Source organism: Nitratireductor pacificus pht-3B (genome assembly GCF_000300335.1).
GTDB lineage: Bacteria > Pseudomonadota > Alphaproteobacteria > Rhizobiales > Rhizobiaceae > Nitratireductor > Nitratireductor pacificus.
On the sequence record NZ_AMRM01000002.1, the window covers coordinates 1 to 16,343 of the forward strand.

The 16,343-nt window shown below is 65.3% G+C and carries 11 protein-coding genes; 9 read left to right on the forward strand and 2 right to left on the reverse strand.

Annotated elements, in window-relative coordinates; genetic code table 11:
* From NA2_RS21225 to NA2_RS01555, 6 genes are all read left to right on the forward strand, one after another.
* On the forward strand, positions 1 to 3,656 hold a 3,656-nt coding region (locus NA2_RS21225), incomplete at its 5' end, for a VWA domain-containing protein (RefSeq protein ID WP_008593424.1).
* A 120-nt stretch (positions 3,657 to 3,776) separates the two neighbouring features.
* Positions 3,777 to 4,133, forward strand: a complete 357-nt coding sequence (locus NA2_RS01535) for a hypothetical protein (RefSeq protein WP_040676437.1) — start codon at positions 3,777 to 3,779, stop codon at positions 4,131 to 4,133.
* A 56-nt stretch (positions 4,134 to 4,189) separates the two neighbouring features.
* On the forward strand, positions 4,190 to 5,296 hold the full coding sequence (locus tag NA2_RS01540; protein WP_008593427.1) for an ABC transporter substrate-binding protein: 1,107 nt from the start codon (positions 4,190 to 4,192) through the stop codon (positions 5,294 to 5,296).
* Positions 5,297 to 5,821: 525 nt separating this feature from the next.
* The gene (locus tag NA2_RS01545) at positions 5,822 to 6,301 is read left to right on the forward strand and encodes a (2Fe-2S)-binding protein (protein ID WP_008593429.1); all 480 of its coding nucleotides are present in this window, start codon (positions 5,822 to 5,824) and stop codon (positions 6,299 to 6,301) included.
* A 13-nt stretch (positions 6,302 to 6,314) separates the two neighbouring features.
* On the forward strand, positions 6,315 to 8,678 hold the full coding sequence (locus NA2_RS01550) for a xanthine dehydrogenase family protein molybdopterin-binding subunit (RefSeq protein WP_008593431.1): 2,364 nt from the start codon (positions 6,315 to 6,317) through the stop codon (positions 8,676 to 8,678).
* Positions 8,679 to 8,689: 11 nt separating this feature from the next.
* Positions 8,690 to 9,487, forward strand: coding sequence for an FAD binding domain-containing protein (locus NA2_RS01555; protein WP_008593433.1), 798 nt, complete (start codon positions 8,690 to 8,692; stop codon positions 9,485 to 9,487).
* A gap of 49 nt (positions 9,488 to 9,536) precedes the next feature.
* On the opposite strand, the gene NA2_RS01560 is transcribed toward NA2_RS01555, so the two are convergent.
* A complete protein-coding gene (locus NA2_RS01560; RefSeq protein ID WP_008593435.1) occupies positions 9,537 to 10,754 on the reverse strand; it encodes a GGDEF domain-containing protein in 1,218 nt (405 codons plus the stop codon).
* Positions 10,755 to 11,032: 278 nt separating this feature from the next.
* Here NA2_RS01560 and NA2_RS01565 point away from each other — a divergent pair, with 278 nt between their 5' ends.
* Both NA2_RS01565 and NA2_RS01570 read left to right on the forward strand, forming a co-directional pair.
* Positions 11,033 to 11,776: a sulfite exporter TauE/SafE family protein gene (locus NA2_RS01565; RefSeq protein ID WP_008593437.1), complete on the forward strand. Its 744-nt coding sequence runs from the start codon at positions 11,033 to 11,035 to the stop codon at positions 11,774 to 11,776.
* 343 nt (positions 11,777 to 12,119) lie between these two features.
* Positions 12,120 to 13,373 carry a D-amino acid dehydrogenase gene (locus NA2_RS01570; protein WP_008593439.1) on the forward strand — a complete coding sequence of 418 codons (1,254 nt, stop codon included), beginning with the start codon at positions 12,120 to 12,122 and terminating at the stop codon, positions 13,371 to 13,373.
* Between the two features lie 18 nt (positions 13,374 to 13,391).
* On the opposite strand, the gene NA2_RS01575 is transcribed toward NA2_RS01570, so the two are convergent.
* A complete protein-coding gene (locus NA2_RS01575; protein WP_192814152.1) occupies positions 13,392 to 14,996 on the reverse strand; it encodes a PucR family transcriptional regulator in 1,605 nt (534 codons plus the stop codon).
* A 168-nt stretch (positions 14,997 to 15,164) separates the two neighbouring features.
* Between NA2_RS01575 and NA2_RS01580 the strand changes: the two genes are divergently transcribed.
* Entirely contained in the window at positions 15,165 to 16,331 is a 1,167-nt protein-coding gene (locus NA2_RS01580; RefSeq protein ID WP_008593445.1) for a M20 family metallopeptidase, read from the forward strand.
* Positions 16,332 to 16,343 lie beyond the last annotated feature (12 nt).

Below are 16,343 nucleotides of genomic sequence, written 5' to 3' on the forward strand. Positions count from 1 at the left end.
CGGAACTGACCATCACCTTCTCGGGAGACAATCTCCACGCCACGGCCGGAACGACGACGGCGCTGGTGGATGAAGACGACCTGGCAGCGGGCATTGGCGATGCCGCCCCCGGAGACGACGCGCCCTCGGCGCAGCCCGGCATCCTCCCGCACGACTATGGCGCGGACGGCGCGGGCTCGATCAAGCTGGTGGCGGGCTCGGAAACGGTCAACGGTGTTCTCTACACCTATACGGTGAATGCCGGGGGGACGGTCCTGACGGCAAACGACGGGACGCAGGACGTATTCCGGGTGACGCTGACCGACGCGGTCGCCGGTACTTACACGGTCGCGCTCCTGGCGCGTGTCGAGCATGACAATGCCAACGGTTCGCCCGGCTTCGAGGACAATCTGGACTTCACGCTGAGTTACGAGGTCTATGACGCGGACGACGCGACGGGCACACCCGGCTCGCTGACGCTGACCATCGACGACGACGTTCCGAGTGCTGTCGACCCCCAACACGCCATCGTGGGCAACGCCGCGGGCGCTCCGCTGGTGTTCGGCCTGGATAACGACTGGAATGTCACCGACAATTACGGTGCCGATGGCGCCGGCAGCCTGCGGTTTGCCTCGTCGCTCGACGATCATGCGAGCGGCCTGACATCGGGCGGCCAGCCGATCAGCTATCATCTGAACGGCGATGGGACGATGCTCGAGGCAAAGATCGGCGGCGAGGGCGGAACCACTGTTTTCACCGTCACCCTCAATCCCGCGTCCGGGACCTACATGGTCGATATGGATGGCACCGTCGACAGTCTCACGACGGTCGATTTCCAGGACAGCGAATACGATCCGATCGGCGGTAACACCGCATGGTTCGGCTTTGCTTCGGATGAAGCCGACAGCGCGGATCTTCTGCTGACGCCGATCCCGGCCGGCAGCAGCCTGAACACCAGCGACAACCTGATCGGCGTGGGCGGCGGCCAGTCCGTCGGGTCCGGGGAGGGCGTCCGCCTCGACTTCGTGCGGGATCTGACCGGCACGCCGAACACCGGCGACTACGACGATCCGGGTAATCAGAACCATGGTTTCGACCAGCACTACCGGGTCAATGGCGCATCGGTCCTGTTCGACGCCATCACGGGCGGCGGCGGAACACCGCAATCGACGGTGCGCATCAAGGCGTTCGACGATGGTGACACGGGTCCGACATTGACGCAGGTGGGCGACGGAACGCAGGATTCCGTGCGTGGCATCGCGATCTCCTTCGGTTCGGAGACGCTGCTGGTGTCCTATTCGGCCGGCGTACAGACCGTTGAGGTCGGCGGACGCAGCTTCACGGTGAGCTTCGTCGACAATCCTTCCGAGGCGGGGATCCAGTATGAGGCCGTCATCGGCGGCGTCGTGTCCGGAACCAATGTCGCTGTGTACACCAATTCCGGCTACAACAGCCTCGAGGTGCTGCACGAGAGCGGCCAGCCCTTCAAGCTGGGAGAGTTCGGGACGTCGGTGGTGTCCACGGATCCCGTGGATCTCAGCCTGCCGATCGTGATCACCGATGGTGACGGCGATACGGCGGAAGGGGCCATCGACATCACCCTTTCGGCGCCGCCGGTGTTCATTGTCGGGTCGAATGAGGATGACACGGGTGGTTCGACGGACAACCACGCCGTTCCCAACCCCGCAGGAGACATCGAAGGCGCGATCACCGGCGGCGGCGGGGACGACACGATATTCGGCGATCCGGGTGCCGTGACGATCACCCCCGGCCAGACCGCGAACATAATCCTTGTCCTCGACAGTTCGGGCAGCATGAGCACGAACATCTCCTTCGACGGCGGCTCGGTCTCGCGCATGCAGGCCCTCAAGAACGCGGTGAATGATCTGCTCGATTCGCTGGGCAATTCCGGCGCCGCGCATATCCGGGTCAACATCGTCGACTTCGACAGCGACGGTGAAAGCCTCGGCGTGTTCGATATCGTCCTCAACGGAGACGACAACGCCTCCGCCATCGCGGCGGCCAAGGCGGCGGTCAACGGCATGGGGCAGGGCGGCGGCACCAACTACGAGGATGCTCTCGCAACCGCCTTCTCGTGGATCGGGTCCTCCGGGTCCAACCAGCCGATCGCCAATGCGGATCTCAACAAGGTGCTCTTCGTGTCCGACGGCGAACCGACGGCCTGGAACTCGGGATCGGGTGGCTCGACCAGTTTCTCAAACATCACGAGCGCCATCAATGAGATGCTGGGTGCGGACGGCACCAATGAGGTGCAGCAGATCACCGGCGCCGGCTGGAGCATCGACGCCATCGGCATCGCGCTCGGCAACACGGCCTCCGAAGCCGATTTCGACAGTTCTGCCACATATGATGCGAACACGGGTAGCGGCGGTTCGAACAATGACACCGCGTATATTCTCTATGACGACAATGGCGTGGAGATCGCGCAGGTCTCGGCCTGGTCCTCGCAGTCCACGTCGATCGGCAATCTTGTCGACGTCGAATCGGCGGGTTCCGGTTCGAGCAGGCGCTTCGGTGTCGAAGGCGGGGCGAACGGCCTCAACGTCGGGGAGGTCCTCCGCTTCGATTTCGGGCTGGGCACGGACTACGATGGCGGCGGCAACTACTCGACCGGCGGCTTCAACGGCACACCGGTGACCGGCGCCCGCTTCGATTTCCTTGATTTCGGCTCCTCGCAGCAGTCGACGATCGAGTACACGATCCACTACACCGACGGGACGTCGGAGGTTCGCACCCATTCGTTCGGCAGCGATGATTCCAACAATCACGACATCGACGCGCCTGACGGCAAGTTCATCGAATACATCGCGTTCACGGCGACGGCCACCGAAAGCGCGGGCTATATCAGGCTGGACCATGTGGTCCGTCCGACCCCGCTCGAGATCCTCGACATGGTCGAGGGGCCCGGTGGCAACGCGCAGAACGTCACCACGGCAGAGGAACTGAGCGATGCGATCGGCAATCTCGGCGGATCGACCGATCTTGCTGCAGCGGGCAACGACCTGATCGACGGCGGTGCGGGCAACGATCTCATCTTCGGCGACTCGCCCTTCACCGACGATCTCGCCACGGCGCGCGGCCTGTCGCTGCCCGCCGGATCGGGCTGGAAGGTGTTCCAGACGCTGGAGGCGACCCCGTCGCAGAACTGGACGCGGGCCGACACGCTCGACTACATCCGCAACAATCAGGCCGAGCTCGGCAGGGAGAGCGGGCGAACGGACGGCGACGATGTGATCGACGGCGGCGCCGGCAACGACATCATCTTCGGCCAGGAAGGCGACGACCTGCTGATCGGCGGCGAGGGAGCGGATATCCTCTACGGCGGCACGGGCGAGAACACCTACGACCTCACCGAGGCCGTCGCCGCCATCGACACGGTGGTGATCGACCCGGCCGCCCTCACCAACCTCAACCCCGAAGAGATCATCGGCTTCGGAGCGGAGGACGTGGTCGACCTGACGGAGCTGTTCACGGTCGGAAGCGGCGAGGATGTGAGCGACTATGCGCGGATGAGCGGCAGCGACCTGCAGGTCGATGCCGATGGCGCATCCGGGCCGGGCACCTGGGAGACGGTGGCGCAGTTCAACGTCACCCCGGTGAACCCGGTCAACATCCTCTACGACGATGACGGTACGGACACGCCGGACACGGTCTGACGTCCGGGCCTTCGACACCGGCGATCGGGGATACCCGGTCGTCATTTGAAAACCGGCTAAGAACGGTGTATTCCTTTACCCAAGGGAACACCTCACACACTGGCTTTGCAGGGGGATTTCATGAGAAAGCTGACGATTGGCCTTGCGGCTGTTCTGGCCACGGCGTTTGCCGGCAGCGTTCACGCCGCCGACCTGTCGGCCGGGGGATACTGCCCGGTCGCGGGCAATGCAAAGCTGCTTTCCATCGACACCAACGCGGCTCTCTCGACCGAGGTCGTGCGCCTGATGGATGAGGCCGTGGCGGTCGCCGACAGTTCGCAGTGGATCAATTCGGGCCGGCCGGCATTCGTCTGGGCGTCCGAAGCGAAGGTCGCGTGCGGCAAGGCCTATGGCTATCTTCAGTCCGAGTATCGCGACGAGGACTATCTCAACAAATGCGAGTGCTTCCACGCTCGCATGGTCCAGTACATGTATTGAACGGTCGGCTGCTCCCGATGCGGGGGGTCCCCGACGATGACGGCGGTAGAGCGCGGATGATCGCCGGCGCCTTCCGGTCCCTGCTGTTCGCCGCATGCCTGATGCTCGCCGGGTGCCAGTCCGCGACAGTGGACGAGGCGCTGGACGTGAATGGCGGCAAGGCCGACCCGGTCGCTGCCGGCATCGAAACCGTAGGCGCCGGGCCTGTCACGATCGGCATGATCGTCAGCCCCGGCCAGGCGACCGTGCGCGACCTCCGCGATGGCGCCAAGCTTGCCGCGATGCAACTGGGCGGCGACCAGGTGACGCTCGCCATCCATGGCGGCGGGCCCAAAGCCGGCGTCGAGGCGCTGGCGGCCAGGAATGCCAGGATCATCATCGGTCCGTCGGGCGCCCGGGAAGCAGGCGTCGTGGCGGCCATCGCGCAGCAGGCCCGGCCTCCGGTGGTCGCGCTGGTCGCGAACGACGTCTCCCGCGGCCCGGACATGTTTGCCTTCATCTCCGACGAAACCGACAGCGCGATCGAGGCCGCGGCCTATGCCGCCGGCTCGGGGCGCAAGAAGATCGTCCTGCTGCACCCCCCGGGACAGGAGCAGGCGATGCTCGCGCGGCTGCGCAGGAATATCGAGGCGAAGGGCGGGCGGATCACGGCGGCGTTGCCGTTCTCGTCGCGCGCGAGCGGCGGGCTGGCCAGCCAGGTGGCCGCGTTGAAGCAGGCGGATGCGCTGCTCCTCGGGCCGGGCCTGGAAGCACCCGCCGCAGCCCTTGCCGCCGTCCGCGCTACGGGCGCACTGGCCCCTAATGCGATGATCCTCGGCACCGCGGGCCTGTCCGCGCAGCGCGGGCTCGCCGGCACGCTGATCTGCCGTGTCGACCAGGCGGCGGTCGCCGATGTCGCCGAGCGGTACCGGACGGAGTTCGGCCGGGCGATGACGCGGAACGCGGCCTATGGCTTCGACGCGGTGGCGCTTGCCATCGGCATTGCGCGTTCGCGCGGCGCCGACGCGCTCGATGCCTCAACGCTGCGCGCATCGGCCGGCTTTCGCGGGCTGCTCGGCGCTTTTCGGTTCAAGGCCACCGGCGAGGTCGAGCGCAATTGCTCCATCTACCGCCTGACCGACGACAAGCTGGAACTGCAGGATCCCGCGCCGAACGGGTTCTGACGAACCTGCGTGAAAGCACCATCAGCCTGCACCAAAGTGGGCCTTGGCTTTCCAGCGAAAGCCCGATTAAATGAACATGAGGATTGGCGATGAACCGTCTGTCTGCGGCCGCCGCGGGCAGAGGGAACAGTCTTCACGGCTTTCGGCGTCGGGGTGCCTGCACCTCACATCCGCATGGATGCGGAGAAGCGGAAAGCAGCGCGTCCGGGACGGGATTCCGGATGTTCGAGGCGGCAGCGCGGGAGGCATCGAGTGGGCAGTTTTGCCTTGCAAGAAACCCAACGCGGCGCGGACGGACAACCCCTTGTCCGCCTGCCCGGAACCGCTTGCCCGGTCCACTGCATCCGCACAGATCCCGGGCGTTTCGGCCTGACAGCAAAATCCCGACGCCGCCGCCCGGGAGCGACGATGCCATCTTCTGAACGTGGAGAATTTCCTGGACGAGCGGGCGACCGCCGGCATGTGCCCGGCCTGTCGCCTGAAGACTGAGCGTATCTGGGCGCAGCCCATGCAAGGGAGGAAACGATGACCGAAATCTCGATGACCGTGAACGGAAAGCGCACCCGCGCCGCCGTGCCCGACAATACGCTCCTGGTGGAGTTCCTGCGCGAGCATCTGCGCCTGACGGGAACGCATGTCGGCTGCGACACCAGTCAGTGCGGCGCCTGCGTCGTGCATGTCGACGGGCGGGCGATGAAAAGCTGCACCATGCTGGCCGCATCCGCCGAAGGCGCGGAGGTGACCACGATCGAGGGTCTGTCGAACGGCGAGCTGCATCCGATGCAGGCGGCGTTCAAGGAAAATCACGGCCTGCAATGCGGCTTCTGCACGCCGGGCATGATCATGTCGGCGGCCGACATGGTGGCGCGCTACCAGGCCGCGGGACGCGAATTGACCGAGAAGGCTATCCGCCACGAGCTCGAGGGCAATATCTGCCGCTGCACCGGCTACCACAACATCGTCCGCGCCATCCAGGACGGCGCGGCGAAGATGGCCGCAGGCTGAGGGAGGATACGACATGACGGAGCAAGGCATCGGCGCCCGTGTCCTTCGCAAGGAGGACAAGCGCTTCATCACCGGCAAGGGCCGGTACACCGACGATATCCGCAACGAGCGGCAGGCCTATGCGGCCTTCGTGCGCAGCCCGCATGCCCACGCCAGGGTCAAGGGCATCGACAGCGCGGAGGCGGAGAAGATGGACGGCGTGATCGCTGTCCTGAATGGAAAGCAGCTCACCGGCGACGGGATCGGCAATCTCATCTGCGGCTGGGGCGTCAGCTCGAAGGACGGCAGTCCGATGAACATGGGCGCCTGGTCGGCGCTCGCCACCGACAAGGTGCGCTATGTGGGCGACGCGGTGGTGCTGGTGGTGGCTGAGACGCAGGCCGCTGCCCGCGCTGCGGCGGAAGCCGTGATCGTGGACTATGAGGAACTTCCGGCGGTGGTTCACGCCGTCGATGCGCTGAAGAAGGGTGCGCCGCAGGTGCATGACAATGCGCCCGGCAATCTGATCTTCGACTGGGGTCTGGGCGACGAAGCGGCCGCCGACAAGGCGCTCAAGGGTGCCGCCCACGTGACCGAGATGGAGATCGTCAACAACCGCCTGTCGCCCAATCCGATGGAGCCGCGCTCGGCGATCGCCACCTATGACGAGGCGGAGGATCACTACACGCTCCACACCACCAGCCAGAACCCGCATGTGGCGCGGCTGGTGCTCTCGGCCTTCTACCAGGTGGCGCCTGAGCACAAGCTCCGGGTCATCGCGCCGGATGTGGGCGGCGGCTTCGGCTCCAAGATCTACATCTATCCCGAGGAGATCGCCTGTCTCTGGGCGTCCATGAAGACCAGGCGTTCGGTGAAGTGGACATCGAGCCGCTCGGAGGCCTTCATGACGGACGCGCACGGCCGCGACCATGTCACCACGGCGCGGATCGGCTTCGATGCCAACAACCGCATCGTCGGCTTCAAGATCGACACCGTCGCCAATCTCGGCGCCTACATGTCGCTGTTCTCGTCGGCGGTGCCGACCTATCTCTACGCGACGCTGCTGTCGGGCCAGTACGACATCGCCAACATCTACTGCAACGTGCGCACGGTCTACACGAACACGGTCCCCGTCGATGCCTATCGCGGCGCCGGCCGGCCGGAGGCGTGCTTCCTGGTTGAACGCATCATGGAAACGGCCGCCCGGGAGATGGGCGTCGATCCGGCGGAACTGCGCCGGGCCAACTTCGTGAAGAGTTTCCCGCACCAGACGCCGGTCATCATGGCCTATGACGCGGGGGACTTTGCGGGCAATCTCGACCAGGCGCTGGAAGCCGCCGACTACAAGGGCTTTCCGGCCCGCAGGGCGGAAGCGGCCAAGCGTGGCAAGCTGCGCGGCATTGGCCTCGCATCCTATATCGAGGCCTGCGGTATCGCGCCCTCGGCGGCGGTCGGCTCGCTCGGCGCCGGCGTCGGCCTTTGGGAAAGCGCGGAAGTGCGGGTTAATCCGGTCGGCACGATCGAGGTCCTGACCGGCAGCCACAGCCACGGGCAGGGTCATGAGACTACCTTCGCCCAGGTGGTGGCCGACCGCTTCGACCTGCCCATCGAGAACATCCAGATCGTCCATGGCGACACCGACAAGGTGCAGTTCGGCATGGGCACCTACGGCTCGCGCTCCGGCCCCGTCGGCCTGTCGGCCATCGTCAAGGCGCTCGACAAGGTCGAGGCCAAGGTCCGCAAGATCGCGGCGCATGTGCTGGAAGTGTCGGAGGACGACCTGGTGATCGAGAACGGGCAGGTCAAGGTGGCCGGCACCGACCGGGCGATGGCCTGGCACGAGGTGGGCCTTGCCGCCTACACGGCGCACAACCTGCCGGCCGGCATGGAGCCCGGCCTGAAGGAAGGCGCGTTCTACGACCCGACCAATTTCACCTTCCCCGCTGGCACCTATGTCTGCGAGGTGGAGGTGGACCCGGAAACGGGGACGACGGAGATAGTCCAGTTCGTCGCCTCGGACGATTTCGGCACGATCATCAATCCGATGATCGTCGAGGGCCAGGTGCATGGCGGCATCGCCCAGGGCGTCGGCCAGGCCATGCTCGAGAACGTCGTCTACGACGCGGACGGCCAGCTCCTGTCCGCCAGCTACATGGATTATGCCATGCCGCGCGCCGACGACTTGCCGAGCTTCGCGATCCACCATCATTCCACCAAGAGCCCGTCAAACCCGCTCGGCCTGAAGGGGTGCGGCGAGGCGGGCGCCATCGGCTCGCCGCCGGCGATCATCAACGCCATCACCGACGCTATCGGCAACAACGACCTGGACATGCCGGCGACGCCGCCGCGCGTCTGGGCCGCGCTGAATGCTGCATCCGCAAAAATCGCCGCTGAGTAGGGAGGCGCGCCATGTATGATCTCAAGTATCACCGGGCCACCAGTGTCGACGATGCCGTGGCCAAGCGCGCGGCCGCATCGGACGGCCAGTTTCTTGCCGGCGGCCAGACGCTGCTGCCCACCATGAAGCATCGCCTCGCCGCGCCCTCGGACCTGATCGACCTGCGCGGCATCGGCGGGCTGGCGGGCATCGAGGTTTCGGGCAGGAACGTCACCATCGGTGCGATGACTACCCATGCGGCGGTCGCCGGCAGCGCGGAGCTTGCAAAGGTGTGTCCGGCGCTGGCGGCGCTTGCCGGCGGGATCGGCGATCCGGCGGTGCGCCACCAGGGCACGATCGGCGGCTCAATCGCCAACAACGACCCGGCGGCCGACTATCCCGCCGGTCTCCTGGCGCTCGCCGCGACGATCAGCACCAACAAGAGGAAGATCGCCGCCGATGATTTCTTCACCGGCCTGTTTTCCACCGCCCTCGAAGAAGGCGAGATCATCGTCTCGGTCAGTTTCGAGGCGCCGGCGCAGTGCGGCTATGCGAAGTTCCCCAACCCCGCCTCGCGCTATGCGATGACGGGCGTGTTCGTCGCCAAGGGTGGCGGCGGCGCTGTCCGTGTCGCGGTCACCGGCGCGGGGGGCGACGGGGTGTTCCGGCATGACGGGCTGGAAAAGGCGCTTGCCGCAGAATGGTCGGCATCCGCGGCCGACGGCGTCGCCATCTCATCGGACGGACTGATGTCGGACATCCACTGCGACGCCGCCTATCGCGCCAATCTGATCAAGGCCATGGCCAAGCGCGCCGTTTCCGCCGCCTGACACCCATGGCACGGGAGGCCGGTCGCCCGCACGGCGACCGGTCTTCCGCTCACCGGTCGCTCGCGTTCGTCTGCGTGGCGAACTGCAGGAGATCGGTGGTCGCCGGTATCAGCGAGGGGTCTTTCGTGACGATCCGATTGCGGCCCGCCTGCTTGGCCTCGTAGAGGCGGCGGTCCGCTTCCAGGAGAAGAGCGGCGAGGCTCATGCCGGGTTCGCGCGTCGCGATCCCGAAGCTCGCCGTCAGCCGTTCCCGATCCTTCAGGAACGGGAAGCTGGCGGAGGAGAGCTGTTGGCGCAGCCTTTCGGCCAGGTCGAAGGCACCGTCCATCCCCGTGTCGGGCAGGAACAGGGCGAACTCCTCGCCGCCGATGCGCCCGACCACGTCACTGGCGCGCGCCGTCCGCCGCAGGAGCGCGCCGAAGACCGTCAGCGCCGCATCGCCGGCGCTGTGGCCATGCGTGTCGTTGAGCTTCTTGAAATGATCGAGGTCGCAGACGACCAGCGTTGCGGGCGCCGACTGCCGGCTTGTCAGAAGATGACCCGTCTGCTCCTCGAAGCCACGCCGGTTGAGGATGCCGGTCAGGCCGTCGCGGTCCCGGTCGCGGCGCAACTCGTCCATCACGTCGGTCAGAATGGCCGCCAATATGGTCAGCGCCAGGGCCGCGCCGAACACGGCGAGCGACAGCTGCAGCAGGGTCCAGAAGAGCGAATCGCCAAACCCGTCCTCGCCGTTCGGAACGGTGAAGCCGACCGTCAGCAGGGTTCTGGGAAAGAAGTGCAGGGCGAAGAGCAGCAGGACCCAGAACAGCACCTGATCGACCTGGTGGCGTCGCGGTCCCGGCGCCAGCCTGATTGCGGTGAGGAGCAGAATGGCGCCGTAGCCGAAATTCTGCAGATAGATGCGCGCCAGCAGATTGGGGGAGATGGCGGAGAAATACCATAACAGCGCGGTCATGGCCGCGAAGGTGGCGATGCAGGCCGGCGCGCCGAGCTTCATGCCGGAACGCCGGAGAATGCCCTCGCAGACGAGCAGCACCGAAGCCGTGTACAGAACACCCGTGACGATGGCGTTCAGCGCCACGTCCGCAGGCCAGGACATGATCTGCAGCGCCAGCGCGCCGGCGAAGAACAGGCAGGCGAACGCAAGCAGCAGCGCGTACCGCGTTCTGCGCTCCATCAGCCAAACCCAGACAAAGCCTGCGGCAAAGACAACCATCGTCGCGGGCCCGATCAGGCCGGTGATAATGGTCGCGGTCGAGTGCTCCATGGTGCTCACAATCCGGTGTTACAGGCCCCGCCTATGGTGATGCCCGTCGTCCATGTCCCTCGGCATCGGGGAGTAATGTCACATTCATAACAAAGGCTGAATCGCGGAGATCGTTGCAATCAGCGGTGGCTTTTCCTCTGCGTAAGCCGCGACTTTTCGTCGTTAGGGTAAAGGAAATGGCTTATGACCGGCGGCCGTATGGGCTACACAGCCCGCGCGCGTGCTTCGAAGCGGTCGATGCACGGCCATGGCATATGGGGACGGGCGGAAATCCGGACATGACGGACTATCTGATCCTGGCGGTCGCCGCATTCTTTGCCGGCACGCTGAACACGGTCGCGGGCGGAGGAACCTTCCTGACCTTCCCCGCCCTGGTCTATACGGGCGTTCCGGTGGTCGCGGCGAATGCGACGAGCGCGGTCGCCGTGTTCCCGGGCTATCTCGGCGGGGCGGCCGGCTTCCGCGCCGAACTTCTGGCCTTCGACCGTCGCCGGCTGGTCCGGATCGCACTGTTCACCATTCTCGGCGGCCTTATCGGCTCGCTGCTCCTGCTTGTTTCATCCAACGCCGCCTTCTCTCTCACCATCCCCTTCCTTCTCGCCGCCGCGACCCTGATCTTCGCCTTCGGCGACCGGCTGCGCGCCATGGCCGAGAAGCGGAGCCGCGCGGGTGGCGACGGCTGGCTGTCGACGATCCTGGTCTCCGTCTATGGCGGTTACTTCAACGGCGGCCTGGGGATCGTGTTTCTCGCCCTGTTTTCCATGTGGGGCATGCGCGACTTGAATCAGATGAACGGGCTCAAGAACGGCCTGTCCTTCATCCTGTCGGCGATCTCCGTGGCGATTTTCGCGGTGGCCGGCATCGTGGCCTGGCCGCAGGCCGCGGTGATGATGGTGGCGGCGACCGCCGGCGGCTACGCCGGTGCGCCGCTTGCCCGCGCGCTTCCCCTTTTCGTGGTTCGCGCGATCATCATCGCCGTCGGCACGGTCATGAGCCTGGTCTTTTTCGCCAGATTGTTCTGAGGTTCGGCGGTTTGCCGCAGCTTGCCTCTGGAAAACCGGCTTCGGAAACGGTATGAGGCGCTGTCAGAAATCACGCGCGGCCACGCAATGATAACGCTCTTTGCGCCCGATGCCCGCCTCCGCAGGTTCCTCAATCACGCGGGTGGCCTCAAGGCATCCCTATAGCCCCTGGCGTGAGGCCGCATGGCTTCACCACCAGGGGGCATCACTCCGTGTCGCCGAGGGCGCCTGCACGTTGAGTTTGGCTGCCCTGTAACCTGTTCCATTCGACCTTTTGCGAAGGCCATCCGCGCCGCCCCCGGGGCCGCGCGCAGCATGGCTCCATGATCAAAGGACATATCCGTTGAGAATTCTCATTCTGGGCGGCGGCGTCATCGGTGTGACGACCGCCTATTATCTGGCCAAGTCGGGGCACGAGGTGGAGGTGATCGACCGCCAGCCGGGACCCGCGCAGGAAACCAGCTTCGCCAATGCCGGGCAGGTTTCGCCTGGCTATTCTTCGCCATGGGCGGGACCCGGCATCCCGCTGAAGGCGATGAAGTGGCTGACCATGCAGCATGGCCCGCTCGTCATCCGCCCGCGGCTCGATCCGGCCATGTGGTGGTGGATGCTGCGCATGCTGCGCAACTGCACCTCGGCGCGCTATGCCCGCAACAAGGCGCGCATGGTGCCCATCGCCGAATACAGCCGTGATTGCCTTCAGGCGCTGCGCGCCGCCGAGGGGATCGCCTATGACGAACGCAGCCAGGGAACCCTGCAGCTCTTTCGCAGCCAGGAACAGCTCGACGCCATTGCCAAGGATGTCGACGTGCTGAAGACCTTCGGCGTCGCGCATGAGGTGCTCGACCGGGCTGGCTGCATCGCTCGCGAACCGGGCCTCGCCACGGCGGGCGCCGGGTTCGTCGGCGGCCTGCGCCTGCCCGGCGACGAGACCGGCGACTGCCATCTGTTCACCGGACGGCTGGCCGCGATCGCCGAAGGGCTCGGCGTAAGGTTCTCCTATGCGACCGAGATCCGGCAGGTCGTCTGCGCGGGAGGGCGCGTGGAAGCCGTCGTTACGTCCGATGGCCGGCGCGAAGCCGATGCGGTGGTCGTCGCGCTGGGCAGCCATTCGCCGCTGCTCCTGCGCGATGTCGGCATCGGCATCTCTGTCTACCCGGTCAAGGGTTACTCGCTGACGCTGCCCCTGACGGATCCGGACGCCGCCCCGGTTTCGACGATCATGGACGAGACCTACAAGACGGCGATCACGCGGCTCGGCGATCGCATCCGGGTCGGCGGCACGGCGGAACTCGCCGGCTATGACCTGACGCTGCGCCCGGCGCGCCAGCGTGCGCTGGAGAAATCCTTCACCGATCTGTTCCCGCGCGGCGGCGACGTTGCGCAGGCGTCGTTCTGGTGCGGCCTGCGCCCGATGACGCCGGACGGGCCGCCTCTTGTCGGCGAGACGCCGATCAGCGGCCTCTACCTCAACACGGGCCACGGAACGCTGGGCTGGACGATGGCCTGCGGGTCGGGTCGCGTTCTCACCGACATCATCGACGGACGCGAGCCTGAGATCGATGCCGGCGACCTGGCCTATGGGCGCCGGGCCTGACGGCAGCGCCCGGTGGGCTCAGGAAACCAGGGGCAGCAGTTTCAGGGCGAGGTGATAATGCAGCCGCAATTTCGGCTGCAGCGCCTTCTTGCCCGTCATCTCGGTGATCTGGGATATCCGGTAGCGCACCGTGTTGTGGTGGATGTTCAGCACGCGCGCCGTCTCTCGGTAACTGCCGTTGCTGTCCAGGAAGATACGGAACGTGTCGATCAGGTCGACCCGGTGCCGCTTGTCGTGATCGATCAGCGTCCCCAGCCATTCATGCACGAAGCGGTGGACGTCCGGCTGCATACTGCCCTTGGAGAAGAGGCGGTAGAAACCGGTTTCGTCGTAGAGATTCACGCCGCCGGCGTTGCTGGTGCTCCGTCCGTGCTCCAACGCCTGCACAGCTTGTTCGTAGGCGCGGTAGAAGTGCTCCACCGCCGTGACTTGACTGATGCCCGCCGACCAAACCACTTCCTGTGCGCCGATCGTAAGAAGGCGTGTGTCGATCTGTTCCCTGAAGATGTCGGGTTGGCATAACCGCTCGTCGTCCTCGGGGACCATTATGACCACGCGGTTGTTGGCGATCACACCGGTGATCGTTTCGCCATGCTTGGAAAAATGTACGCGCAATGCGTTGGAAAGTCCGCGCAGGCGGATGGGGTCGATGTCGTGGAAGGCAACGACAATGCCCACATAGCGCGCATGCAGGCGCTTGCCCATCCCGCTGTAGCGCGCGGTGAGCGCAGCATGGGTCTGGTTGCCCAGGCTGCGATCGATCAGCGACAGGACCAGCTCGTTCTGCCGCTCGAAGATGGCGCTCTGATCGGCCCGGATCTGACGAACCTTGAGCGATATGAGAACCTTCGCATAGCCCAGATGGTCGAGTTCCTCATTGCTGAGTTTGCGGTTCCGCTCCACGACGACAAGCATGCCGGTCATGCCGTTCGCCTGCTCATAGGGGGTGAACACGATGCTCGTGCGGCGCCCGGTCCTGCGCGTGAAGGCGCGGTTGGCCCCGATAGCCTCGCAGGCCCAGCCGTCTTCTTCGAGCAATGCCAGGGCGTCCTGCATATCGGGTTCGGGATTGCTCGGCGCACTCAGGATAAGGCCGTCCATCGGACTGGTCACCATCACGGGGTTTGTCAGAAGCGTGTTGAGGTCGCCGAGCAGGTCTTGCAGCGCTGAATCGACCAGCGACACCTGGCTCAACCGTCCGCCGAACAGCTCGGGCTGGATGACCTTGCCAGCTCTGGCTTCGAAGTAGCTAGACATGACCGGCGTTATGATCTCCACCCACGCCACGTTCTCCGGAACGACGACGATCGGAAAATCGAGTGCATTGGCGCAGTCGATCATCTTCTGCGGCACCCGCTTCATATAGCGGTTGAGTTTCAGGCCAAGCCCGGATGCGCCGTATTCGACCAGCTCGCGGATGAAGTGGTCGAGCCGGTGGCGCAGCTGAAGCAGGGGATAGGTCGAGGTCAGCGCCAGCTCTTCGCCGCGCAGCCAGCGAACGGCGTCCGGCGCATCCAGCACCGTCGCGGTCTTGACGACCCGGTCGAGCCCCTTCTTGCCGGCCAGCAGCGTGCCGTCTTGCATAGCCGGCAAATTCAAAATCTTCCCGACCGTCAGTACCATGATTTCGAGACCCCTCCGCTCGTCCGTCCCAACGCGGACGACCTTACTCATTTGTACTCTAGATACAAAGAAATTAGCCGGTGTTTCATCTCCGTGGTCAATAGTCTTTCGCCGGTCGAGCCGATAGGGTCGCCGTCGATTGCGGGGGGATGAATATTGAACGACACCATGCTGGCGTCAGCGCAGACATCGCGCGACGCGCTTTTCTTCCTTCAGCAGGCCGTGGGCTGCAAGACCGTTTCGCCGCCCGGAAACGAGATCGTGCTGGCGCGCATGATCAAGGCGCGTCTGGCCGATGCCGGCATCGATGCCCGGATCTTTCAGGAGAACGAGCACCAGGCGAACCTGGTCGCGACGCTGAAAAGCGGCGCCCCTGGCCCGCGCCTCGTGCTGAGCGGGCATCTCGACACAGTGCCCATCGGCGACGCCATCTGGAAGCATGATCCCTTCTCGGCGGTGATTGACGATGGCCGCATCTACGGCCGCGGCACGGTCGACATGAAGGGCGGTCTCCTGGCATTGCTCTTCGCCTTCATGCAGCAGAAGGACGTCGCGCCCGATCGATGGTGTGGCGAACTCGTTTTCGCGGCAACCTACGGTGAGGAGATCGGCGCCCTCGGCGCGGCGACGATGGTGCGCGAAGGACAGATCCCCGAATTCGACGCGATGATCATTGCAGAGCCGACGAACAATCGTCTGGTCATCGCGCACAAGGGCGTGATCTGGTTGCGCGTGACGAGCTTCGGCAGGACCGCGCACGGCTCCATGCCGGCTTCCGGCACCAATGCCGTCGACAAGCTGCACCTGTTCTACGACCGTCTCCAGTCGATGGATCTCGGCGGGACCAGCACGCCGCTCCTGTCGAATCCCACCTTTGCGGTGACGACCTTCAATGGCGGCAGGAACACCAATGTCATTCCCGACCTGTGTCGAATGACGGTCGACATCCGAACGGTGCCCGGACAGGACCATCGTGAGGTCGTGGCGCATGTCCAGGCGATCGCGGCGGCTCTGACCGCAGAGGATCCCGAGGCCCGCTTCGAGGTGGAAACCACACTCGATCTGCCGGGGCTCCTGACCGACGAGGGCGCCGGGATCGTCCGCGACTGCCGGAAGGTCCTGGCCGCTCGCGCGCCGGGCGCGGACGCGGTGCGCGGCGCGCAGTACTTCACCGATGCGTCGGCCTTTATCGCCCATGGCGGCGATATCGTCATCCTCGGCCCGGGTGCGCCGGAGCTGGCGCATCAGACAGACGAGCATCTCGCTGTCGACGACTATTTCGATGCTATCGAAATCTACCGCCAGATCATCGGGCGGTTCTTGAGCAGGGACTAACAGGAGGAAAGG